Below are 23,377 nucleotides of genomic sequence, written 5' to 3'. Positions count from 1 at the left end.
TAAAGGATGTCGGGCACCTCCGGCCGGACCGCTCAGCGGACCTGGGCCGGGGCTTCCGCCACGTTACCAGTGGTCACCGGGGTGATGGACGGCGGCTGCTGACCACCGGATCAGGTACCGGAAAAGGGGATAACTTCCCGGACGCTCCCCAACGGTAGGGTCACGACCACTTGACCACGTGTCGCATTCCCCGTACCGTCACGCTCCGTAGCGATCGACGGGAGAACCCCGAGCAGCACTGGGAGTGTCCGAATGCCCTCTGAATACGCCAAGTCTCTGGGCGCCCGCCTGCGCTCCATCCGCCAGCAGCAGGGTCTTTCCCTGCAGGGGGTGGAGGAGAAGTCGAACGGGCGGTGGAAGGCCGTGGTGGTCGGCTCGTACGAGCGTGGCGACCGGGCCGTGACGGTGTCCCGTCTGGCCGAGTTGGCCGAGTTCTACCGCGTACCCGTCTCGGAGTTGCTGCCTGACGGCAGTGGCGTCCGTCACGAGCCCACCAGCAAGATTGTCCTGGACCTGGAGCGGCTCTACGACGAGGCCTCCGAGGACCTGGCCTACGTCGCCCGCTACGCCCGCGCCATCCAGCAGCAGCGCGGCGACTACAACGGCCGGGTGCTCTCCATCCGCGCCGACGACCTGCGGGCGCTCGCGATCGTCTACGACGCCTCACCGTCGGGTCTGATCGAGCGGCTCACCGAGCACGGCGTGCTGGTGGCCGACCCCCGGGCGTTCTTCGCCTCCTGATCTGCCGCTCCACCTGATCTGCCGCTCCACCGAAAGGGCCCGTGCCGACTGGCACGGGCCCTTTCGGATTGCGGCGTTCGGTGGGGACGCTCAGCGGGTGGCGTACTCGGCGATCCGGCCGAGCACCCCGTTGAGGAAGCGCGGCGAATCGTCGGTCGACATCTGTCGGGCCAACTCCACTGCCTCGCTGATCGCCACCGCGTCGTCGATCTCGTCGACGTAGAGCAACTCGTAGACGGCGATCCGGGCCAGATTCCGGTCGACGACCGGCATCCGCTCCAGCGTCCAACCCTCGGCGTAGCTGGCGATCAGCTCGTCGATCCGGTTGAGGTGCTCGGCGACACCCTCGACCAGGCCCACCGCGTAACCCAGATGCTCCGGTCGGGGCTGCTCGATCCGCTGCACGTAGCCGGCGAGCACCTCCACCGGAGGCTTGTCCCGTAGGTCGGCCTCGTAAAGGACATCCAGCGCCCGCTTGCGCGCCTTGCGGCGCGCCGGCATCTGCTGCTTGGAACCCTCAGCCATCAGGCGCGGCCGAGGTAACGGCCGTCGCGGGTGTCGACCTTGATCTTCTCGCCGGTGGTGATGAACAGCGGAACCGGCACGGTGGCACCGGTCTCCACGGTCGCCGGCTTGGTGCCGCCGGTCGAACGGTCGCCCTGCAGGCCCGGCTCGGTGTAGGTGACCTCCAGCACGACGCTGGTGGGCAGCTCAATGTAGAGCGGCACACCCTCGTGCTGGGCGACTGTCGCCTCCGCCTCGGGCAGCAGGTAGTTGGCTGCCTCGCCGACGGTGCCACCGGGCACGGTGATCTGGTCGAAGGTCTCCAGATCCATGAAGACGAAGTCCTCGCCGTCGGCGTACAGGTACTGCATCGTGCGCTTGTCAACGGTCGCGGTTTCGACCTTGGTGCCCGCGTTGAAGGTCTTGTCGACCACCTTCCCGGACAGCACGTTCTTCAGCGTGGTGCGCACAAAGGCACCACCCTTACCGGGCTTGACGTGCTGGAACTCGACGACGGCCCAGAGCTCGCCGTCCAGGTTGAGTACCAGGCCGTTTTTGAGGTCGTTGGTGGAGGCCATTTCCTGCCTTGATCATCAATTGGCGGACAGACCCTACGAGTCTACTAGCTGCGTCGAATCGCCCGGTCCCCGCTCGGGGCGGGCGCTCAGCGGGTGGCCAGATGGTGCAGAGCGAGACGATAGCCGTCGATGCCCAGACCGCAGATCACCCCGGTCGCCACCGCCGACACCACCGAGTGGTGCCGGAACTCCTCGCGGGTGTGGATGTTGGAGATGTGCACCTCCACCAGCGGCCCCCGCAGCATGGCGCAGGCGTCCCGCACCGCGTACGAGTAGTGCGACCAGGCGGCCGGGTTGAGCACCACGGCGGCGCCCTCGTCGGCCGCCGCGTGCAGCCATCCGAGCAGCTCGTGCTCCGCGTCGGTCTGCCGGACCGTGACGTCCAGCCCCAGCTCCCGACCGGTGCTCTCGCAGAGCGCCACCAGGTCGGCGTAGCTGGTCGCGCCGTACACGTCGGGCTCGCGGGTGCCCAGCCGCCCCAGGTTCGGCCCGTTCAGGACGTGAACCTTCATGGGGTTGCCACCTCGCGGTAGGCGGCTTCCAGCAACGCGTCGTCCGGGCCCTCCAGCATCGCCGGGCGGGCCAGCCCGTCGAGCACCACGAAGCGCAACCGACTGCCCCGGGTCTTCTTGTCCACCCGCATCGCGGCCAGCAGTTGCGGCCAGGCGTCCGCCGGGTAGCTCACCGGCAGGCCCAGCGCGCTCAACGTGACCCGGTGCCGGTCCGCGGTTTGCGTGTCCAGCCGCCCGGCGAGCCTGGCGAGGGCGGCCGCGTACACCAGACCGACGGCGACGGCGTGGCCGTGCCGCCAGCGGTAACCCTCGTTCTGCTCGATGGCGTGGGCCAGGGTGTGCCCGTAGTTGAGCACCTCCCGCAGGCCCGACTCGCGCAGGTCGCCGGCGACCACGTCGGCCTTCACCCGGATCGCCCGTTCGATCAGCTCCCGGCTGACCGGCCCCCGGGGGTCGGTGGCGGCCTCCGGGTCGTTCTCGATGAGATCCAGGATCGTCGGGTCGGCGATGAAACCGCACTTGACGACCTCGGCCAGGCCGGCCGCCAGGTCGACAGCGGGCAGGCTGTCCAGCGTGGCCAGGTCGGCCAGCACCCCGACCGGCGGGTGGAACGCGCCCACCAGGTTCTTGCCGGCGGCCGTGTTGATGCCCGTCTTGCCGCCCACCGCGGCGTCGACCATGCCCAGCAGCGAGGTCGCCACCGGCACCCAGCGCACCCCCCGCAACCAGCAGGCCGCGACGAAGCCAGCCAGGTCGGTCACCGCGCCGCCGCCCACTCCGACCACCGCGTCGGTACGGGTGAAGCCCGCCGCTCCGAGTCGGTCCCAGCAGGCGGAGGCCACGTCGATGTGTTTGCCCGACTCGGCGTCGGGCACCTCGATCGGCAGCGGCTCGACGCCGGCGGCGCGCAGGCGCTCACCGAGCGCGTCCGCGAGGGCCTTGAGCGGAGGCGCGTGCAGCACCGCCGCCCGGGTCGCCCCGGGCAGCAGGCCGGGCAGCGCGCCCAGCAGGTCACGTCCCACCAAGACGTCGTACGGCCGCTCGCCGCCGACCGGAATCCGGGTCACCTCGTCCATCGCCGGCAGCCTAGTCCAGCGGGCGGCGCGGCGACGGCGGCTGTCCACCTGCTGGCCGGGTGGCCCACTCCGCCAACCGGCGGGCGTGCTCGGCCACCTCGGCGCGCAGCGCGGCCGGATGTCGCACCGTGAACGGACAGCCCAGCCCGGCGAGCAGCGCCGCCATCCCGGGCAGGCTCTCCGCCCGGGCCCGCAGCAGCACCCCGTCGGTGGTGGCGGTCAACTCGGCCACGCTGGGCGGGATGCGGCGGCGGGCGGCGACCAGGTCGGTCTCCAGCACGACCTCCACCTCGTGCGTGTACGGCACCCCGGCCAGCGACCGGGTCACCCAGGCCACCGCCTCGAAGTCGTCCGGCACTGTGAACGTCGCCACGCCGGGCGTCACGGCGCCGATCCGGTCCAGTCGGAAGGTGCGGACCTCCCCGCGCCGGTGGTCGTGGCCGGTGACGTACCAACGGCCGGCGTGGAAGACCAGCCCGTACGGGTCGAGCTCGCGGTGCGACTGCTCGCCCCGCCAGGAGCGGTAGTCCAGTGCCACCCGCTGCCGGTGCCGGGCGGCCGAGGCCAGCGCGAGCAGGGTGCCCGACGCCGGTCCGCGCTCCGGCTCCGGCCGACGCAGGGTGAAGCCCAGGTGCTCCTGGACGGCGGCGAGCCGGTCGGCGAGCGCCGCCGGCAGCACCCGGCGGATCTTCGCCAGCGCGGTGGCGGTGGCGGGCTGCTCGGTGGCCAGCCCGACCCGTTCGGCGACGACGAGGCCGAGCAGGACGGCCACCGCCTCGTCGTCGGTGAGCATCAGCGGCGGCAGTTTGTAGCCGGAGTGCAGCCGGTAGCCGCCGTAGCGGCCCCGGTCTGCGGTGACGGGGATGCCCAGCTCGACCAGCGTGGTCGCGTAGCGGCGCACGGTCCGCTCGTCCACCCCGAGCTGGCCGGCGAGTTCGGCGGCCGTCGACCGGTGCCGGGTCTGCAGCAGTTCGAGCAGGGCCAGCACCCGCCCCGCGGGATGTGACACGGGCCACTCCTTCAAAGCGGGCGGATCCTGTCCGGATTCGATCGTACGGTCTGTCGGTAACCGAGAGAAGGAGCGACAGATGGCGACATTCGTGCTGGTACCGGGATTCTGGCTGGGTGCCTGGGCGTGGCGGGACGTGACCGTCGCGCTGCGGTCGCAGGGGCACGAGGTCCATCCGATGACACTGACCGGGGTGGCCGAACGCGACCACCTCGCCGGGCCGGAGGTCAGCCTCGACACGCACACCACCGACATCGTCCGGTTGCTCGAGGTCGAGGACCTGCGCGACGTCCTGCTGGTCGGACACTCCGGCGGCGGGATGCCGGCCGCCCAGGCGGCGGACCGCGCCCCGGACCGGATCGCCCGGGTCGTCTACGTGGAGAGTGGGCCGTTGCCGGACGGCACGGCGCAGTTCGACACGCTGCCGCCGGAGGAGCAGCAGCGGTTGCGCGCCGCGATCGGCACCGGGCACCTGCTGCCGCCGCCGGCCTGGGACCCGGCCGCCGACCCGACCAACCTGGCCGGCCTGGACGAGCCCACGCTCGCGTTGCTGCGCAGCCGGACCACCCCGCATCCGCTGCGGGCCGCCACCGACCCGGTGCGACGCACCGGTGGACGCCCGGTGCCGACCGCGCTGGTCGCCAGTACCTTCCCGCTGGACGTGGTGCGACAGATGATCCGACAGGAGCATCCGTTCTTCACCGGCCTGGCCGACGGCCAACTGCACGAACTGCCCACCGGGCACTGGCCGATGCTCAGCGAGCCGAAGGCGCTGGCCGACGTCCTCGACCTGATCGCCCGCAGCTGAGGACACCACTGCGCCGATCTTGCAGTTCCGGTTGCCGAGATGCGCTGAATGCCCCTTAGGCCGGGACAGCAAGTGCAAGACGCTTCTATGTATGTGGTGATCGGTTCGGCTGGTTGCCGCTAGGTTCGGCGTCGATGATCGCTTGGGTGGCTCATTGCCGATCCGGCCGCTCGGAGTGCGGGTGTGCCTTGTGCAAGACCTGTCCCCAGGTGGTCGTCGGCGCCGGCCCGGCCCACCTTGCTGGCCTGATCAGAAGCCTGCCCGTGCGAGCACACGTGGCCCATCACAGATTTGCCGCCGAGGTGACTGCATCCCGAGCCGACGCCGACTGTCCCGGTCGTCACTGGCAAAGGAGCAACAACCCGAGATGGCACAGATCGTAGAGCGGGTCACGGATCGCTATGACGTGGTGGTGGGGGTGGACACCCATACCGACACGCACACCGCTGCCGTGCTCGACCGGTTCGGGGCGGTGCTGGCGCAGGTCACCGTGTCCACCGACCCGGACGGGTTGAGCCAGCTGGTGGCCTTCGCCGCCGCGCACACCCCGCCGGACGGGCGCCGGTTGTGGGCGGTAGAGGGCACCCGGGCGCACGGTCAGGGACTGTGCCGGCTGTTGAGCGCTGCCGGTGAACCGGTCTGCGAGGCACCCAAACCCGCCCCGGCGGCCCGCCGCCGGGGCGGGAAGTCCGATCAACTCGACGCGGTCGCCGCCGCCCACGCGGTGCTGGCACTGTCCACCGACCATATCGCTGTGCCCCGCAGCGACGGACCACGCGAAGCGCTGCGTCTGCTGCTGGTCTGCCGCCGCCACCACAGCGACACGCGCACCGCCACGGTCAACCTGGTCAAAGCGCTGATCCTGACCGCCGACGACGCCCTGCGCCACGCCCTACGCGGGCTGAGCACCACCCACCAGATCGCCCGCCTGGCCGCCCTCGACCTACCCGAGAGCACCCACCTGCCCACCGAGGAACACACCCGCCGCCGCGAACTGGGCACCCTCGCCCGTCACATCCACACCCTCGACGCCGCACTGGCCGACAACCACCGACGCCTCCGCGCCCTCGTCACCGAACTCTGCCCACCCCTGCTCGACCAACCCGGAGTCGGACCCGTCACCGCCGCGATCGCCCTCACCGCCTGGTCACACCCCGGCCGCGTCCGCTCCGAAGCCGCCTACGCCACCCTCGCCGGCGCCGCCCCCATACCCGTCGCCAGCGGCCGCACCGACCGACACCGCCTCAACCGCGGCGGCGACAGAACCCTCAACAGCGCCCTACACACCATCGCCCTGACCCGCCGCCGCATCCACCCCGAAACCCGCGACTACATCAACCGACGCCGCGCCCAAGGCCGCACCACCAGAGAAATCAACCGCTGCCTCAAGCGCTACATCGCCCGACAGCTCTACCGCACCATCACCACCCACCACCGCACCCCTTGACAACCCCCACTCACAGATCGGCGCGGCAGGTGTCCGCGTCAGCGCGGGAGCAGGGCGGCGATCTCGGCGACGACCTGTGCCGGGGCCCGTCCGTCGGTGACCACCGTCTCGGTGGCCACCTCGGCGTAGAGCGGCCGGCGCTGATCCATCAGGTGCTTGAGGGTGGCCCGGGGGTTGATCGCCAGCAGCGGCCGGCCGGCGCCGAGCCCGACCCGCCACACCGCGTCGGGCAACTCGACCGAGAGGTGCACCACCCGGTGCCCGATCAGGGCCGCCCGGGTCTCCTCGGCCAGCACCGCGCCGCCGCCGAGGGCGAGCACGCCCGTGCCGGCGGCCAGCGCCGCAGCCACGGCAGCCCGTTCCAAGGTACGGAAGTGCGCCTCACCCTCGTCGATGAAGATCTCCGGGATCGGCTTCCCGGCCATCTGCTCGATGTCGGTGTCGGTGTCGCGGAACTCCACGCCGAGGGTGGCGGCGAGCGCCCGCCCCACTGTGGTCTTGCCGCAGCCGGGCGCGCCGACCAGCACGACGACCGGTGCCATCAGCGGATGACCAGCGCGTCGAGGTACCCGGCCAGGTTGCGACGGATCTCGGCGATCGAGTCCCCACCGAACTTCTCGGTGGCCGCCTCGGCGAGCACCAGCGCCACCATCGCCTCGGCGACGACCGCCGCGGCGGGCACCGCGCAGACGTCGGAACGCTGGTTGATGGCGGTGGCCGGCTCGCCGGTGGTGACGTCCACCGTGGCCAGTGCCCGGTTCAGCGAGGAGATCGGCTTCATCGCGGCGCGGACCCGCAGCGGCTCGCCGGTGGTGATGCCACCCTCCAGCCCGCCGGCCCGGTCGGTGACCCGGCGGACGCCGGTGGCCGACGGGATGATCTCGTCGTGCGCCTCGGAGCCGCGGGACCGGGCCTGCTGCCAGCCGTCGCCGATCTCCACGCCCTTGATCGCCTGGATGGACATCAGCGCGGTGGCCAGCCGGGCGTCGAGCTTGCGGTCCCACTGCACGTGGCTGCCCAGCCCCGGTGGCACCCCGTACGCCAGCACCTCGACCACGCCGCCGAGGGTGTCGGCGGCCTTCTTCGCGGCATCGACCTCGGCGACCATCAGGGCGCTGGCCTCCGGGTCGAGGCAGCGCAGCGGGTCGGCGTCGATCCGGGCGGCGTCGGACGGCGTCGGACGCAGCCCGGGCTTCGCGGCCACCGGGCCCAGCTCGATGACGTGCGAGACGATCTCGATGCCGAGCGCCTGGCGGATCAGCGCCTTGGCGACGGTGCCGACGGCCACCCGGGCGGCGGTCTCCCGGGCGCTGGCGCGTTCCAGGATGGGCCGGGCGTCGGTGTGGCCGTACTTCTGCATGCCGGCCAGGTCCGCGTGGCCCGGCCGGGGGCGGGTCAGCGGGGCGTTGCGGGCCTGCCGGGCCAGCTCGTCGGGGTCGACCGGGTCGGCGGCCATCACGGTCTGCCACTTCGGCCACTCGGAGTTGCCGACCCGGATCGCCACCGGGCTGCCCAGTGTCACGCCGTGCCGCAGGCCGCCGAGAAGCTCGACCTCGTCCCGCTCGAACGACATCCGGGCACCCCGGCCGTAGCCCAGTCGCCGACGGGCCAGCTCGTCGGCGATCTCGGTGGTGGTCACCTCGATGCCGGCCGGCACCCCCTCCATCATCGCGACGAGGGCGGGACCATGCGATTCACCTGCAGTCAGCCAGCGCAACACAGCGGTCAGTCTGTCACGGCGGGCCACCGACGCGACGCGGTCCCCGGCGCGTCCCGCCCAGCGGACGCCGCCGCCCGCTCGTGCGGGCGGCGGCTCAGATCCCTCGGCCGCGCTTGTGCAGGGTGCGCAGCACCGCGTCGGCCCGGACCACCCGACCCGCGACGGCGAGGGCCAGGTAGGCGCGCGGCTCGCGGGGGTTGCTCCGCAGGGTGCGCCGGGCCCAGCGCAGCGCGCCCCGGCGGTCGCCGGAGGCGGCCTGGGCGAACGCGATCTGCCCGGCGACCCGGGCCTCGCCGGCCGGTTGGCTGGCGAACTCCGGGTAGCGCTGCAGCAACCACTGCAACGCCTCGGAGATGGTGTCCCAGCGTTGCGCGAAGTACGAGCGCTTGTGCCAGCGGACCAGCACCGACGGCGTGCGCAGGTTGATCAGCGGCGCGCTGCGGGCGGCCCGGAGCAGGAACTCGTAGTCCTCCGCGTAGCTGCCCGGAATCTCCTCGTCGACCAGCCCGAACCCGTTGCGCAGTGCGGTGGCGCGGATCAGGAAGGTCGACGGGTGCAACTCCGTCATCCGGTCGCGGAGCAGGTCGTCCAGGGTGATCCGGTCCTTGTCGAGCACCCGGTCGACGGTGTTCCCGTCGTAGTTCACGCGAATGCCGCAGCAGACGAACTCGGCGGCCGGATCGCCGGCCAGCGCGTCGACCTGGGCGGCCAGCTTGCCGGGCAGCCACTCGTCGTCGTCGTCGCAGAACGCGACCAGCTCACCCTCGGCGGCGAGCGTGCCGCTGTTGCGCGCTCCGGCCAACCCGGGGGTACGGGCGTTGCGGATCACCCGGACCACACGGGCCGGGCCGCCGCCGAGCTCGGTCAGCGACTCGTCCGGCGCGGACTGGTCGAACACCACGACGACCTCGATCAGGCCCGGGTAGTCCTGGGCCAGGATCGCGCGCACCGCGGCCCGCAGCAGCTCCGGGCGGTCCCGGGTGGGGACCACGACGCTGACGCTCGGCTGCTGGGTCATCGAGTCTCCTTCGTACCCGGGCGCGGCCGGGGCCAGGCCCGCCACCGGGGTGGGCGCGGGGTCGAGCGGGCCACCAGGTCGTCGATGATCTGCCCGACCCGGGCCACCGCCGCCCGTTGCGCCTCGTGTGCCTCCGGGTCGGCGGCCACCGCGTACCGGGACGGGTCGGCCACCCCGGCGGCCAGCGCGTCGTGCAGCGCCTCCCGGGTCTCGCAGAGCGCCACCAGCCCGGCGGCGCCGAGCCGGCGGGCGAAGAGAAGCTGGTGGTTGTCGACGTGCTCACCGCGAGCCGGATCGCGGGGCACCACGATGGGCAGGTGGCCGTGCCGGCGGGCCTCCAGGATGGTCGCCGGACCGCCGTGGCAGACCACCAGATCCGCGTCGATCATCGCCTGCTGCAAGGCGTCGTGGCCGAGGAACGGCACCGCGCCGGGCAACTGGGGTGCGGTGGTGTGCCCGTGCTGCACTGTCAACCCGATCGGGCCGGCGGCCCGCGCGTGCCACTGCGCCAACCAGTCGACGAGCCGGTCGAAGGGGTGCTTGTCGGTGCCCACCGCGACCAGCAGTCGGAGCTGGGCGACCGCCGAGCTGTCCCGCTGCCGGGGCAGGCGGGCCGCCTCGGCCGCCGGCCGGGACTGCGGACGCCAGGCGGTGCCCGTCTCCCCGGTCACAGCAGCGTCCCGACGACTGTCGCCTCGGGGTACTGCCGGCGCTGCTCGTCCCACTGCACGAGCATCGCGGACAGGAACGGCCGGCAGAGCCGAGCGGTCAACGTCGGGGTGTCGATCCGGTCGTACACCTCGATGTAGACGGTCGGGATGCGCCGCAGCCGGGCCAGCACCACGAACGGCACCGCCACCCCGGCCCCGGTGGTGACCACCGCGGCGACCCGCCGTGCCCGCAGCACCCGCCAGGCCAGCAGCGCGTTGCGCAGCAGGTTCGGCACGTTGCGGGTGGTCGGGTGGTGCGCCGGGACCAGGTCCTCGCCGGCCAGCAGCGAGATCGCCTCCGGGGTGTCGAAGGTGACCCAGCAGCGCCGCCACTGTTCGTACCAGGGCCGCAGGGCCAGTAGTTGGGCCAGATGGCCGCCGCTGGAGCCGACCAGCAGCAGCACCGGCGCCCCACTGTCGTCGTTCTTCGTGTCCACGCGACTCCCCACAAGTTCGCTTGGAATTTCAGTTCACGCCACGCAGAAGCAGATCACACGATTCCCGGTCGTTGAATAGCGCGACCGGCCGACATGACGATCTCCACAGCAGGCGGTCCGGTACGCCGAACGTCCGAGGTCCATCGATCGTCATCACCACCTGCGATTTTGTCGTCACTCTGCGGCGCGCCGTCGCCGCCGCGATTCCTCCAGATCAGCCGCTATGTCTTTTCTCGATGACGTCCAAGAGTGCGGGATGCAGGGCGGCGTTCCAGCCCGCGCCCGCGTCGGCCAGCCGCCAGGTCCGCAACCACATCTCCACCAGGTACGCGTCGGCCACGAGCCGGCGCTGCGCCGCGTCGAGGCCGAGCCGCTCGCCGTGCCGGCCCAGATATCCGTCCACGGCCGCCGCGGCGGCGTCGGCCGGCTCCCCGCGCAGCACGAGGGCCCGCTGGAACGCGTCGTGCGCCAGGTCGAAGCCGACCGGCACGTCCGGCCCGCTGTGCTCCCAGTCCCAGGCGACCAACCGGCCGGCGTGCCAGCCCAGGTTCCACGGCACCCAGTCACCATGCCAGTGACCGAACTCGACGCTGGTGCCGCCGTGCCGACGGGCCAGCGCGGAAACCGCGGCGACGGCCCGCGCACCGGCCGGCTCGGTCGCGGCGGACCGGCCGGCCTGCTCGGCCAGCCGGTGCAGGAAGGTCGAGTCGACCAGCGGTCGAGGTGTGCCCGCCGGGCGGCCCCGCCGGGCGACCGCGAGCAGCGCGGCGATCCGGGGTGGGTCGTCCACCGGCACGCCGCGTACCGCCGGGGGCAACGGCTCGATCACCGCGACCACCTGGCCCGCCCACGACGTCTCGGTGAGCAGCCGCGGTGGCGTCGGGTGGTCGGCGACGCCGACCACCGCACGCAACGCCCGCAGCGCCGCCGCCTCCGCGCTGACCAGCGCGCGGGTCGCGTCGTTCCAGCCGATCTTCGCGTAGCCACGCGGACGCCCGTCGGCGCTGAAGAGTTGCAGGGTGGGCTTGCCGTTGGGGTCGGGTGGGCGGACCCCGAACGCGGCCAGCAGCGGCGTGTCACCCAGGTCGGCGGAGAGCCGCTCGCTCAACAACAGCTCCGCGGCCGGCACTCCGGCCGGCACCGAGACGGTCAACGTCGGAAACGGCGCGAGCCCCACCCGACCGAACCGGGCCAGCCCGCCGAGCACAGCCCGCAGCGCGCGCACCTTCGGTGGCCGCAGGGCGTTGTACGCCAACAGGGACGCCGCCCCGGCCCGGGGCGCACCCAACGGCACCAGGAACCGGGCCCGGGCGACCGACGGCACCACCGCGTACCGGGCCACCGCCCGGTGACCGGCCGGCGGGTCGCCCGCCACGGTCAGGCCGACCCGGTCGTCCGGGAAGACCGCGCGGCTCACCCAACCCAGGCCGTCCACCCGGGAACGCGGGTCGGCGGCCGGGCCCACCAGGGTCGTCACGCCGACCGGTCCGCCCAGTCGAGGTCCAACCCGAGCCGCTGGCGCAACGCGTCGTTGTACGGCCGGTAGTAGTCGGTCAGCTCAGCACGCACGGTCGGCTCCAGAGGTGCCGAGCGCCGATCGTTGTAGACCTTGAAGTTGGGCAGGTCGTACGCCGGCAGACCGAGGAAGTCCAGGGTGCGCCCGTAGGTCGCGCGCGAGTCGCGGTACAGGTCCTCGCTGGGCAGGAAGAGGATCTGCTGGCGGTCGAAGCGCTCCAGCCACGGCTCCAGGTGCTCCAGATAGCGCCCCCGGGCCCGGTACGTGTACCAGTCGTACGGCTCGCTGAACGACTCCGGCTCGGCGATCAACCGTTCCCGCTCCCCCGCCGTACGCTCCGGCTCGGCCGCCAGCGCGGCGGCGAAGTCCAGTGGTTCGATGCCGTGGGTGCGGCGTTCCTTCCAGTGCGAGTACGCCCGCTCCACCGGGTCCCGCAGCAGCACGATGAGCTTCACCGTCGGCATCAGCGCGGCGACCCGCTGCGCGGCCAGCGGGTGGAACATGTACAGCGGGGCGGCCTCACCGACCCGGGCCGGCCCGCCGTGCCGCTTGGAAAGGGCCTCGCGCTGCCGCTCGGTCGGGAAGTGCGAGCGGTACCAGGATTCGCCGCGCCCCCAGTGCTCCTCGAAGTAGTGCGCCGACTTGGTGTTCCACGCGGGAAAGAGCCGGGGCACCAACGGGTGCTGGATGAGGTAGTTCCACAGGGAGGTGGTGCCACCCCGTTTGGTCCCGATGATCAGGAAGTCCGGTAGCGGCCGGCGGTCGCTGGTGCGAACGCCGTAGTCGACAAGCGACTCCTTCACCCGGGTGGTCACCTGGGTCGGAACCAACTGCTTGACCCGGTCACGGATGGACACCACGACGAACCTCACCTGCCTCTCGTCGATGCCGAGGTGGGCTCCGCGGCCGCGGCCGCGTTGTCTCCTCCACGGATCTGCCTCATGGTCCCCCGGATGCCGGCGCGCACCCGGGGCAACGTCAACATGCCGACGCAGCCGGCCACCAGCACCGCGAGCGCCAGCGCGAGGCCGGGCAGGCCGCGACCTCCGACCAGCACGCCGACGCCGGCGGCCAGGCCCACACCGGCGATGGTGGCCACCGCGGCACGCACCATCGCGGCGTCGAAGAGCGGCTCCCGAACCACCGACCGGGCGAACGCGGCGGCGGTGAGGTTCTCGGTGGCGATGCCGGCCGCCCAGGCCACCGCGGCGCCCGTCGCGCCGTGGCGGGGGATCAGCCAGAGCCCCAGCGAGACGGTCACCGTCAACCCGGCCACTGTGGCGACCAGGTGCAGCCCGCTGCGCCCGCCCATCAGGAGCAGGCTCTGCACGTTGCCCACCCCGGTGTTGACCAGCATCGCCAGCGCGAGCACCGTCATCGCCGGCACACCCGCGGTGAACTCCGGCCCGAACAGCTGGAGGAAGGCCAGCGCGAAGACCGCCAGCAGCAGGTAGACCGGCCAGGACAGCACCAGCCCCCAGGTGGTCAACTGCCGGTGCACGGCCGCCGCCGCGGCCCGCTCGCCCCGCCCGAGCAGCCGGGACAACTGCGGAGACACCGCCACCCGCAACCCCTGCATGGCCAGCTGGCCGGCCAGCACGTACCGGCCGACGGCGCCGAACACACCGGCGTCCGCCGGCCCGGCCAGCACCGAGGTGAGCAGCACCCCGACCCACATGCTGCCGGCGTCGATGGCCGCCGAGGCGGCCCGGGGCAGCGCGAAGCGCCAGAACGTCGACCAGTCCGCGCGGCGCGGCCGCAGCGTCGCGCCCCGGCCCAGCCCGAGCGGGCCGGCGACGAGGGTGAGGCAGGCCAGCAGCGCCAACGCCGCCGGCACCAACCACCCGGTCATGCCTGCGAGCAGACCACCACCCGCCAGCGCGGCGGCGCCGACCAGCACCGGGCGGGCGATCGGCAGCAGCAGGAACTGCACCCCGACGTACGCCCGGATGGGCCGCACGCAGCGCAGCGCGGCCAGCAGCAGGGTCATCGCGACCACCACCGGCACCGCGGCGAACGTGACGGTGAGCAGCGCGTCACCGCTCGCGCCGGAGCCGCGCAGCAGCCGGGGCGCGAGCGCGTCGGCGGCCAGCACTCCCGCGCCGGCGACCAGCAGCCCGGTCAGCAGCGGCGGGATCAGCGCCACCGGGAGCACCCGGGCCGCGTCACCGCGCACACCGGCACTGCGGCGCGGCAGCGCCCACATCAGACCGGTCTCCGCGCCGAGCGTGCAGATCGCGGTCGCCACGGTGACGACCCCGATCGCGGCGAAGAACGCGCCCGCGCCGGCCGTGCCGTACCCCCGGGTGATCACGACGGCCAGCACGAACCCGAACAAGCCACTGGTGGCCGCGCCGAGCAGTCCGGCCACGCCGCTGCGCGCGCTGCGGCGGGTCTCGGCCGAGCCGGTGTCCCCGGCGGGTGACGGCGCGGCCTGATCCTCGGCTAGGGCGGGCGTCGGCCGGCCCTCGTCGGCACCGGTCGGCGGCCGGGTCGCGGCGGTCACGCGGGCACCGGCGCGGTCCGCGCGGGCGTCGGCGACGACCCGGTCAACCGGGTCAGCCGTTCGCGTTCGGTCAGCGCCATCGCGAAGGCGACGGCGAAGAACGCGACAGCGAGGTTCTGGTTGGCCATTCCGTAGAACGGGACCTGCACGAGGCAGACCACCGGCACCACCGCCAGCCACTGCCCGGCCGCCGACGTCGCCCGCGCGCAGATCACCGCGGCGGCGACGAACCACGCCAGGAAACAGATGAGCGCGGGTACGCCGTGACTGAACAGCACCATCCACAGCTGCCCCTGGGTGCCGATCGGCGCGGCCGCCGACACGGTGTCGACGTTCACCGGGGCGCCGTAACCCAGCCACGGTGACTCCTGCACCCGGCGGATCACCTCGGTGTAGAGCGAGAGCCGGTCGGTGTTGGTGTCGCTGGAGTCGACCCGTCTGCTGATCAGCTCGGTGATCGGGATGAAGAGCGTGGCCAACGCGCCGATCACCACCACCCCGACGATGGACGCGGCCACCCGGACGTTGCCGCGCAGGCTGGCCCGCACCCCGAGCACCGCCAGCCCGGCACCGAGGCTGAGGAACATCGCCCGGTTGAGGGTGAGGAACGCCGGCGCCAACGACAGCGGCAGCGACGCCAGCAGCGCCCACCGCAGCAGCCCCTGCCGGCGCAGCATCGCGAAGGCCACCACGCAGGGCAGGGTCATGGCGTACGCGCTGCCGTAGTTGTTGGTGTACGCGAACGGCGCGGCCGGCCGATAGATCGGGTTGAGCGAACGGGCACTGTATTCAGCGGTGGTGAGGTGCACCATGTCCTGGATGAACGGGGTGCTGGCCACCCCGCCGGGCAGCAGCATCTCCATCGGGGTCGTCATGGCCAGCCGGGGCATCAGCACCCCGAGCCAGCCCAGCGCCACCAGCCCGAACCAGAACGCGCAGAGCGGGGTGAGCACCGCCACCAGGCTGGCGCGTTCCCGGGCGGCGGCGTAGACGTAGACGCCGACCACCAACGCGGTCAGGTAGAAGGCCAGCCGCAGGGCGAACGTGAGCAACGAGGCGGGCGACGACAGTTGGGTGGCGCTGACCACCACGATGGCGAGGAAGAGAAGCCAGATGCCGACCGCCGGCGGCAGCGGCACGCGTCCCCGGGTGAGCAGCAACGCGAACAGCAGCGCACCCAGCAGCGGCCAGCCGAGGTAGAACGCACCGAGCAGCCACCAGAGCGGCACCAGGCCGAACATCATCGACAGTGGCCAGAGCGGCAGTAGCGGCGGCGCGGACGGCGGCACCGGCGCGGCCTCCTCCGGTGCGCCTCCGGGCGGTGGTTCGGTCGCCGGGGCGCGGGTCACCGACACGCTCAGACCCGGCCGTTCCGGGTGAGCACGAAGCCCAGCGGGGTGACCCCGGCGGCGCGCAGCCGCTCCACCAGGCGGCGCAGGTCGCTCTGCCGGGTTCGGTCCCGCTCGACGACCACCACCGCGCTGCCCTGCCGGGCCACTGCCACGCCACGCTCGTCGGACTCAGCCGGCGGGGCGTTGAAGAGGACCAGGCCGTGGTCCGCGCCCTGTCGCCACGTGCCGAACCGGACACTGCCCACCCCGACGGCAACCTCGTCCGGGGCGACGACGCGACCGTTCTCGGGGCGGGCTGACGACACCCGCGGCAACGTCAGCGTGGCGTCCGGGTCGGTGGACGGGCGGGCGCCGGGCGGGTGCGGGGAGGGTCGGCGGGCGGACGGGCTGTCGGTGGCGGCAGCGGCGGCCGGTGTGCTTCCGGCCGGCCGGGGCTTGGGCACCAGCGGCCGGGACGGGTCGATGGGCAGCCGACCCCGGTCGGCGAGCACGCTGGCGCGGAGCCGCTCGATCCGTCCGCTGTCGTCGGCCACGAAGACCTCCCGGCCGTCCACGGCGAGCGCCACCGCGAGCCCTGCGGTGAGCGCCGTGGCGTCCTCCCGGGCGGTCACCAGCGCCACCCGGGCCGGCTGCCGGACCCGCTCGGCGACGGCCATCGCCACGTACCGGACGTCGGCGTCGACCGCCCGGGGACTGCCGCGGAACGCCGGTCGACGCACCGTGCCGAGCAGGGGAAGACCGGAGGCCTCCCGACCGTCGGCGACCGAGCGGACCCGCCGGTCGGTCGACTCCCAGAGGTACGCCAGCACGATGCCGACCAGCGCGCCACCGAGCAGGCCGGCGACCAGGTAGAGCGGCCGGTGCCCGGCGGACGTGACCAGCGCCTTCTCGGCGGTCTGGGTGACCCAGCCGGGGTTGACGTCGACCGCCGCGATCTCGGTACGGGCGGCGTTGAGCTGGGTGAGCTGGTTGTTGATCCCGGCCAGCTCGGCCACCAGCGCGTCACCGGCGGCGGTGTCCTTGGCGGTGTTCGCCCGCTTCTGCAACGCGGTCTGCTGAGCGGCGACCTTGGTGATACTGGCGTCGTAGGAGCGCAGCATCTCGGCGCGCTGCTGCTCGTACATGGTCCGGCGCACGCTCAGGTAGGCCTCGGCGGCCATGTTGGCGCTCTGCACGGCCTGGTGCGCCTCGCGCGCCTGGTAGGTGAAGCGCAGGATCTGCCCGCCGGTGGGCACCTCGACCTCGAGGGCGTCACGGATGTCACGCGGGTCGCCGCCGGCCGATTCGGCGAGCCGCTGCACCACCTCGGTGCCGGTGGCGATGCCGCTTTCCACGTTCATGTTGACCGCACGGTCGGCGCCCGCGCCGCTGGGGGTGAAGGCGTCGGTCACCACCGGCCGGACCGCGACCACGGCGCTCGCGGACTGCGCCGCAGGCACCAGCAGCACGTAGCCGAGCGCGACGAGCAGACCGACCATGGCGACCGCCGCCACCAACCGCAACCGGTGCATCGGCACCCGCAGCAGGTCGGTCAGTGTCACGGAACGGGAGGTGCCGGAGGACGGGCCGTCCGTGGGCCAGGGGGCGGGCGCTGCATCAGTCATGGAACTTCTTCACCGTCTGTTGAGGATTGCCGACGACCACGACGCCGGGTGGTACGTCGGTCCGGACCACAGTCGCCGCGCCGACGACGCTGTCCCGGCCGACCCGTACGCCCTTCAGGACCAGGGCGTGGGCACCGACCCAGACGTTGTCCTCGAGAACGATGGGGGCACGGGTGAGCGGGCCGGGCGGAGCGTGCCGCTGCTCGGGGGGCAGGTTGTGGAAGTCGTTGTCGAGCAGTTCGCAGTCCGACAGGAGGCACCGGTCCCCCACCGTCACCGACGTCCAGGTGCCGATCCAGGTGGCATTGAGCAGACAGTCCGCGCCGACGCGAACCTCGCCGGGGCCGGCAAAGCGGACGAGCTTGTTCAGCCGGGTGCGGTCCCCGATGGTCACCCGCACGCCGCGCCGCAACCGGATGCGGCCACGGATCTCCACGTCCCGACCGAGCGTCAACCGTCGGTAACGGAGCTGATACCAGCCGCGTTTGACCGCGAAGACCAGACGCACCAAGCGTCTCGTTCGGATGCCAGCGGCGCCGAGCAACGACCCTCCCCCACCGTCGCGGGCCGGCGGCGGTGGTACCCGCCACCGGCCCAACGTGAACAATCTACCGATGCTCCGTTACGAACGGTTGACCCTTACTGTACGGAGAAGAATGTCGATGGGGTAGACCAGGACAACTCGGGCGTCGCGCTGCTGACGACGGTCGCCGTGGTGCCGTTGACCACCGCGCTCGGCGCGGCCGTCGGGTCGAACGGCACACTCCGCAGCGCGCCGTCGGTGGAGCCGTAGACGATCCGGCCGCCCACCCAGGCCATGCCCCGCACCGCGGACCAGGTCACACCCGTGGTGGGGAGGGCGAACTCGGTGGCACCGAGATAGTTGCCGTCGATCTCGAAGTAGCGGTAGTAGAGGCTGTTCGCCCCGGTACGGGTGTAGTAGAGCCGGCCGTCGAGGAAGAAGGCGCCGGTCAGCAACGCCGGGTTGTACCAGTCGTTGTAGCCGGACGCCTCCCACGGCGAGCCGATCGCGCCCCCGTTGAAGAGCGAGACGTCGATCCGACTACCGGTGGGGGTGCCGGCCACCGTGTGCGACCAGTAGATCCGGTCGTCCACCCGCCAGGTCGCGCCGGCCGCCGTGTACGCGGGCTGGCTGACGCTGGTCGCGGTGCCCAACGCGGTCCCGTCGAACGGCACCTTCGCCACGGTGCCCGAGGCGGTGCCCAGGTAGAGGTTGCCGGTGGTGGCCGACGGCGGGTTCTTCGGAGTGAAGGTGCGACCACCGGCGAGCGGGAACATACCGAGCCGACCGTGGTACTCCTCGCCCATGCCGTCGGAGTTGTGCCCGAAGTACAGGCCGTCCGAGCCGCGCCAGAGCACCGGCACCGAGGAGCCCCAGTTGCTGGTGCCCGACGGCATCGAGGCGCTGCCGCTGCGACGCGGGTTCCAGTTCACCGGCATGCCGGTCGCCGGCGAGACGGCGGCGATGCCGAGCCTGTCGACAGCGCCCGGGCCGGCGTTGTCGCTGGCGTTCGGGTTGTTGACCCAGCGGAAGTGCCCGCCCAGGTAGATGACGTTGTCCGCCACCTCGACCGCTGTGATGGTGTCGTTGCCGGTGTAGTCGACCCAGGTGGCGAGCAGGCCACTGCCCCGCGCGGCGGTCTCGAAGCGGACCAGGGCGTCGCAGTACGCGGTCGGCCAGCCGGCGCCGCCGTTGGTGCCGACCACGAACCAGCTGCCGTCGCCGCCGAACTTCACGTCCTGCACGTAGTGCACGAAGGTCGTCGGCGCCGCGCACGGCGGCACGAACTTGTCGGTGCTCCAGTCGAGCACCGTGGGGGTCCCGGAGACGTCCACCAACGCCATCTGGTTGCGCGGCAGGTCGTTGACGAGCGTGAAGTTGCCGCCGACGACAAGGGTGTCGCCGTCCGGCGCGACGTCGATGGTCCAGACGTACGACGTGGTGCTGTGCCGCCCGACCGTGGCGTTGATGTTGAAGCTCGGGTCGATCGCGCCGGTGGTCGCGTTGAGCCGACCGAGACCGGAGTGCGCGGTGCCGTTGAGCCAGTTGAACGCACCGGCCACGTACAGCCAGTTGCCGTCCAACGCCAGGTCACGGACGGTGCCGCCGTCGGAGCGCCCGACCCAGCTGTCGATGATCGCGCCGGTGGACGGGTTGAGCGCCACCAGGTTCTTCCGGGAGACGCCGTTGACGTTCTTGAAGGTGCCGCCGACGATCAGCGTGCCGCCGGGGCCGGCGAGCAGGGTGTTGACCGCGCCGTCGAGCACCGGCAGGAAGGTCGTCGACATGGTGCCGGTGGTCCGGTCGTACGCGAAGAGGTAGCGCTGCGTGATCCACGCGGAACTGGCGGTCTGCCGCAGCTGGGTGAAGCTGCCGCCGACGAAGACCGTGTTGCCCACCTGCGCAAAGGCACGGGTCTCACCGTCTCGCGCGTGCGGGGTCGCGTCGGCGGGGTTCGCCGACACCAGGGTCGCCGTGACCGGGACCGGCACCACCGCGGCCGACGCGGTCGTGGGCACGCCCAGAGCTGCGGCGATGATCGCCAACGCGACCATCCCCGCCCGAGTACGACGTCGTCCTGCAAAACGCCACAAGTGCGAGAGTTTGGGCACGCTGCGCCTCCAGATTGGATGAGAACCCGAGGTAGCGTGCCTCGTCCAGCCTGGTTAACAAAATCCGCCGATTGGGCGGTGCATGAATCCGCAAGCCGACAGAACGCCGGAGGATCGGATGCCCGACCTCCGGCGAACGCCGTGTTGTCAGCCCGTTTCGAACGTCAGCGGCTACCTCCGGTGGGTTGCCGCAGGTAGGGGTCCTGCCCGGCCTGCTTGAAGCCGGCCACCGCCGAGGCGTCGTGATTCATCGTCATGTCGCAGGTCGACGTACGGCTGGTCATTCCGGCCGAGTTGAAGTAGATCGCCGCCTTGATCTTCGGGTGTGCCTTCAACGCGGCCGGGAACTCCTGGAACCAGCGCTGCTTGGCGCCCAGGTCGGCGGAGTTGAAGTTGGTGCCGAACTCGGCGAGCATCCGGGGCTTGCCGGCGCCGATGCCGTTCTCGTCCAGCCACCGGTAGAAGCCACCGACAGTGGTGCTCGGGCTCTTCCACACAGTGCTGCCGTTGCAGACGTGGAAGTTGTACGGGTCGTAGGCCACCCAGTCGACGTACCGGTCACCGGGGTACAGGCCGGCGTACCGGGAGTAGTGCCCGGACCAACCCATCATCGTCCAGACCCAGACCGCGTTTGTCGCACCCGCGCTGGCGAACCGCTCGTGGACATAGCGCCAGGCCCGGACGAAGTCGGCGTCGCTGCCCTTGGCCGGCTCGTCCTCTGGCTCGTGGTCGAAGCCGATGAAGACGGGCACACCGGCGGCGCGGATCCGGCCCGCCACCGCGTCGATGGTGTCGTCCTGCTTGCCGCCGTAGACATCCGACCACTTGAGGGTGGTGCCGGCGGAGAAGTCACGGGACTCCCAGGCGAAGAACATCAACCGGCCTTCGCGCATCTGCTGCGACTCGTACACGTCGGGGAAGGCGCCGTTGCTGCCGGCGTTGGAGAAGTCGTGGTAGCGGTGCACGATGTCGAACTTGCGCCCGACCTGCGTCTCCACGTCGGCGACGGCCTTGCCGTGGTCCCAGCCGCCGGCCGCTCCGGCGGGCGAGTACATGCCCCACCAGGCGCCGCAGGACGGGACGAGCTTGTCCGAGACGGACCCGCACTTGCCGGACGGGAGGGTGCCGCTGGCGCTCGGGGTGGCCGTCCGGGTCGGGGCGATGGTCGGCGACGGCTTCGGCGAGGTGGTCGGCGACGCGCTCGGCGACGGCGGCGGCGCCGGCCGGGTGGGGGTCACCGGCGACGGCCGGGCCCCGAGGTCGTAGCTGATCAGCAGGCTGGGCCGCAGGTCCGGGTTGCGGTTCTCGACCGACGCCCAGTAGATCCGGCTCTCCAGGCCACTCTGTGCCAACGACACCGTCCAGGTGCCGTTGCCAGTGACCAGCTTGGAGACGTCCCACTCGTTGAAGCCCTTGGACACACTGGTCACGCTGTCCAGTGCGGCACCGGCCGACGTCAGGGGAGGCCGCGACTCGCGGGCGCTCAGCGGCGAGGCGTGCGCCGTCACCGTCGCGGCGAACTGCTGCCAGGCGTGCACCCGCAGCGTCGCCCGGACGTTGACCGCTGTGGCCGGCACCGTGGTCACCGCGAACTCGATGACCGCCTCGCGGCCACCGCGCGGGTTGCCGTCGCAGCGCGTCGCGCAGGTGGCCAGCGTCGACTTGGCCGCGTTGTCACCGTCCTGCGACACCGCGGTGGCGGTGGTGTCCGCCGCCGCCCGGATCGACAGGTCGTCGCTGGCCAGCAGCGGCATCATGGTCGCCACGATGCCGGCCACCACCGAGCCGCCGACCACGCCGATGGCAATCGCCTTACGCCGGGGTCCAGAACGGAACCGGGTGATGCGGTGCAGTCCGTGCCTGGTCAAGGAAACTCCCTGTGTCTGCGTCCGTAACGGTGAGCAGCGTATCGATGACCAGGAGATGTGGCAGGTAGGACAGTTTCCCGTAAGCGCGTCTTAACCATCAGCTAAGAAACGGCCCCGGGGACATCAGCGGGCTCTGGCCGCAGATGCGACCGAAGCCCGCCCTCCACCTTGCCCGCGGAGCACGCGTGGAGTCAACGGGACGGGTGGGGAGAGCTACCGGGACGTGTCACGGCACATGCGACCGTCACGGGTCCGTCTGTTCCGGGTGTGTCTGTTCGGTCCGTCAGGCGGCGCGAGCGGCAGTCAGCGCGGCGGCCATCGCCGCCCTCGGCGCGGCCACGCCGGTGAACTGCTCGAACTGCCCGACCGCCTGGGCCAGCAGCAGATCCAGACCGGAGACGATCCGGCAGCCTGCCGCGTCGGCGGCCGTCGCCAGCGGTGTCGGCCACGGGTCGTAGAGCGCGTCGAAGAACACCGCGCCCGGCCGCCAGGCCACCGCGCCGGCCAACGGGTCGGCGACCCCCTTCGGCACCGTGGACACGACCACGTCGGCGGCGGCGAACTGCCGGGGCGCGTCGTCCCATGGCGCGGGCGTCAGCGCGACACCCAGCGCGTCGGCCACCGGGCGCAACTCGTCGACCGCCTCCGGTCGGCGGGCCACCACGGTCACCGACGAGCACGCGAGCTGCGCGGCGGCGGCGAGCGCGGCGCGGGCCGTCCCGCCGGCACCGAGCACCGCCACGGCGGCACCGGCGGTCACGCCGGCGTCGGTGAGCACCAGCACCATGCCGGCGACGTCGGTGTTGTCCGCGTACCAGGAGCCGTCCGGACGGCGTACCAACGTGTTGGCCGCGCCGACCGCGGCGGCGACCGGCGACGCGGCGTCGGCCACGGCGAGCGCCGCCTCCTTGCCCGGCATGGTCACCGACAACCCGGCCCACTCCGGGCCCAGGCCGGCGACCAGATCCGGCAGCTCCGCCGCCGCGCACTCGATCCGGGTGTACGACCACCCGGTCAGCCCGGCGGCGACGTAACCCGCAGTGTGGATCACCGGGGAGAGGGAGTGCGCGATCGGCTTGCCCAGCACCGCGGCCCTACGAATCGACACGATCACCGCCGGTCGCAGCCGGCGGCCCGGTCACTGTCGACATCACGTCCCCGCTCTCCCCCGCACGTCGGGATCGACAGTACCCAGCGCCCTGGCCCGGACACCAGGGAACGGGTTCTGCGGCCACCCTGCGCGACCGGGTCATCGCTTGACCCCATCGACGTTGGCGAAACCGCCGGCACCAGCTTCATCGACGGGGAGTTCGGCTCCAACGCCGCCGCCAAGACCC

General features: G+C 72.2%; 22 protein-coding genes. 3 read left to right on the top strand and 19 right to left on the bottom strand.

Going from position 1 to position 23,377, the window contains the following annotated elements:
- The first annotated feature begins 252 nt into the window (after positions 1–252).
- Positions 253–741 (top strand): transcriptional regulator BldD, encoded by a 489-nt coding sequence (gene bldD, locus IW249_RS20945; protein ID WP_007458348.1) that lies wholly within the window; start codon positions 253–255, stop codon positions 739–741.
- A gap of 90 nt (positions 742–831) precedes the next feature.
- On the opposite strand, the gene nusB is transcribed toward bldD, so the two are convergent.
- The 5 genes from nusB to IW249_RS20920 form a co-directional block, all read right to left on the bottom strand.
- On the bottom strand, positions 832–1,242 hold the full coding sequence (gene nusB, locus IW249_RS20940) for a transcription antitermination factor NusB (RefSeq protein ID WP_184188983.1): 411 nt from the start codon (positions 1,240–1,242) through the stop codon (positions 832–834).
- A gap of 23 nt (positions 1,243–1,265) precedes the next feature.
- Positions 1,266–1,823, bottom strand: a complete 558-nt coding sequence (gene efp, locus IW249_RS20935) for an elongation factor P (protein WP_007458344.1) — start codon at positions 1,821–1,823, stop codon at positions 1,266–1,268.
- 86 nt (positions 1,824–1,909) lie between these two features.
- Positions 1,910–2,335 (bottom strand): type II 3-dehydroquinate dehydratase, encoded by a 426-nt coding sequence (aroQ, locus tag IW249_RS20930; protein WP_196922316.1) that lies wholly within the window; start codon positions 2,333–2,335, stop codon positions 1,910–1,912.
- Positions 2,332–3,411 carry a 3-dehydroquinate synthase gene (gene aroB / locus IW249_RS20925; protein ID WP_196922315.1) on the bottom strand — a complete coding sequence of 360 codons (1,080 nt, stop codon included), beginning with the start codon at positions 3,409–3,411 and terminating at the stop codon, positions 2,332–2,334. Before aroB ends, aroQ begins: the two co-directional genes overlap by 4 nt.
- 10 nt (positions 3,412–3,421) lie before the next feature.
- Positions 3,422–4,420 carry a helix-turn-helix transcriptional regulator gene (locus tag IW249_RS20920; protein WP_196922314.1) on the bottom strand — a complete coding sequence of 333 codons (999 nt, stop codon included), beginning with the start codon at positions 4,418–4,420 and terminating at the stop codon, positions 3,422–3,424.
- Between the two features lie 79 nt (positions 4,421–4,499).
- Here IW249_RS20920 and IW249_RS20915 point away from each other — a divergent pair, with 79 nt between their 5' ends.
- Both IW249_RS20915 and IW249_RS20910 read left to right on the top strand, forming a co-directional pair.
- A complete protein-coding gene (locus IW249_RS20915; protein ID WP_196922313.1) occupies positions 4,500–5,228 on the top strand; it encodes an alpha/beta fold hydrolase in 729 nt (242 codons plus the stop codon).
- Between the two features lie 367 nt (positions 5,229–5,595).
- Entirely contained in the window at positions 5,596–6,675 is a 1,080-nt protein-coding gene (locus IW249_RS20910; RefSeq protein WP_196920513.1) for an IS110 family RNA-guided transposase, read from the top strand.
- A 38-nt stretch (positions 6,676–6,713) separates the two neighbouring features.
- Here IW249_RS20910 and IW249_RS20905 read toward each other — a convergent pair whose 3' ends face one another.
- From IW249_RS20905 to IW249_RS20840, 14 genes are all read right to left on the bottom strand, one after another.
- The gene (locus IW249_RS20905; RefSeq protein ID WP_196922312.1) at positions 6,714–7,217 is read right to left on the bottom strand and encodes a shikimate kinase; all 504 of its coding nucleotides are present in this window, start codon (positions 7,215–7,217) and stop codon (positions 6,714–6,716) included.
- Positions 7,217–8,395, bottom strand: coding sequence for a chorismate synthase (aroC, locus tag IW249_RS20900; RefSeq protein ID WP_196922311.1), 1,179 nt, complete (start codon positions 8,393–8,395; stop codon positions 7,217–7,219). The genes IW249_RS20905 and aroC overlap by 1 nt, the downstream gene beginning before the upstream one ends.
- A gap of 94 nt (positions 8,396–8,489) precedes the next feature.
- A complete protein-coding gene (locus IW249_RS20895) occupies positions 8,490–9,413 on the bottom strand; it encodes a glycosyltransferase family 2 protein (RefSeq protein ID WP_196922310.1) in 924 nt (307 codons plus the stop codon).
- Positions 9,410–10,084 carry a glycosyltransferase gene (locus tag IW249_RS20890; protein ID WP_196922309.1) on the bottom strand — a complete coding sequence of 225 codons (675 nt, stop codon included), beginning with the start codon at positions 10,082–10,084 and terminating at the stop codon, positions 9,410–9,412. The genes IW249_RS20895 and IW249_RS20890 overlap by 4 nt, the downstream gene beginning before the upstream one ends.
- Positions 10,081–10,560, bottom strand: a complete 480-nt coding sequence (locus IW249_RS20885) for a glycosyltransferase family 28 protein (protein ID WP_196922308.1) — start codon at positions 10,558–10,560, stop codon at positions 10,081–10,083. The genes IW249_RS20890 and IW249_RS20885 overlap by 4 nt, the downstream gene beginning before the upstream one ends.
- Before the next feature lie 214 nt (positions 10,561–10,774).
- Entirely contained in the window at positions 10,775–12,037 is a 1,263-nt protein-coding gene (locus IW249_RS20880) for a hypothetical protein (RefSeq protein ID WP_196922307.1), read from the bottom strand.
- A complete protein-coding gene (locus IW249_RS20875) occupies positions 12,034–12,936 on the bottom strand; it encodes a sulfotransferase domain-containing protein (RefSeq protein WP_196924885.1) in 903 nt (300 codons plus the stop codon). Before IW249_RS20875 ends, IW249_RS20880 begins: the two co-directional genes overlap by 4 nt.
- Positions 12,937–12,944: 8 nt before the next feature.
- A complete protein-coding gene (locus IW249_RS20870) occupies positions 12,945–14,582 on the bottom strand; it encodes a lipopolysaccharide biosynthesis protein (RefSeq protein ID WP_307788650.1) in 1,638 nt (545 codons plus the stop codon).
- Positions 14,579–15,871 (bottom strand): O-antigen ligase family protein, encoded by a 1,293-nt coding sequence (locus tag IW249_RS20865; RefSeq protein WP_307788833.1) that lies wholly within the window; start codon positions 15,869–15,871, stop codon positions 14,579–14,581. The genes IW249_RS20870 and IW249_RS20865 overlap by 4 nt, the downstream gene beginning before the upstream one ends.
- A 68-nt stretch (positions 15,872–15,939) precedes the next feature.
- Positions 15,940–17,538, bottom strand: coding sequence for a lipopolysaccharide biosynthesis protein (locus tag IW249_RS20860; RefSeq protein ID WP_196922306.1), 1,599 nt, complete (start codon positions 17,536–17,538; stop codon positions 15,940–15,942).
- Positions 17,531–18,049, bottom strand: a complete 519-nt coding sequence (locus IW249_RS20855; RefSeq protein ID WP_181518689.1) for an acyltransferase — start codon at positions 18,047–18,049, stop codon at positions 17,531–17,533. Before IW249_RS20855 ends, IW249_RS20860 begins: the two co-directional genes overlap by 8 nt.
- Before the next feature lie 128 nt (positions 18,050–18,177).
- Positions 18,178–20,115: a hypothetical protein gene (locus IW249_RS20850; protein ID WP_196922305.1), complete on the bottom strand. Its 1,938-nt coding sequence runs from the start codon at positions 20,113–20,115 to the stop codon at positions 18,178–18,180.
- A gap of 221 nt (positions 20,116–20,336) precedes the next feature.
- Complete coding sequence (locus tag IW249_RS20845; protein WP_196922304.1) at positions 20,337–22,040, bottom strand: glycoside hydrolase; 1,704 nt, start codon at positions 22,038–22,040, stop codon at positions 20,337–20,339.
- 283 nt (positions 22,041–22,323) lie between these two features.
- The gene (locus IW249_RS20840; RefSeq protein ID WP_196924883.1) at positions 22,324–23,151 is read right to left on the bottom strand and encodes a shikimate dehydrogenase; all 828 of its coding nucleotides are present in this window, start codon (positions 23,149–23,151) and stop codon (positions 22,324–22,326) included.
- Positions 23,152–23,377: the final 226 nt, after the last annotated feature.

It is taken from the genome of Micromonospora vinacea, assembly GCF_015751785.1.
Lineage (GTDB): Bacteria > Actinomycetota > Actinomycetes > Mycobacteriales > Micromonosporaceae > Micromonospora > Micromonospora vinacea.
This window is presented reverse-complemented; position numbering and strand designations above follow the sequence as displayed.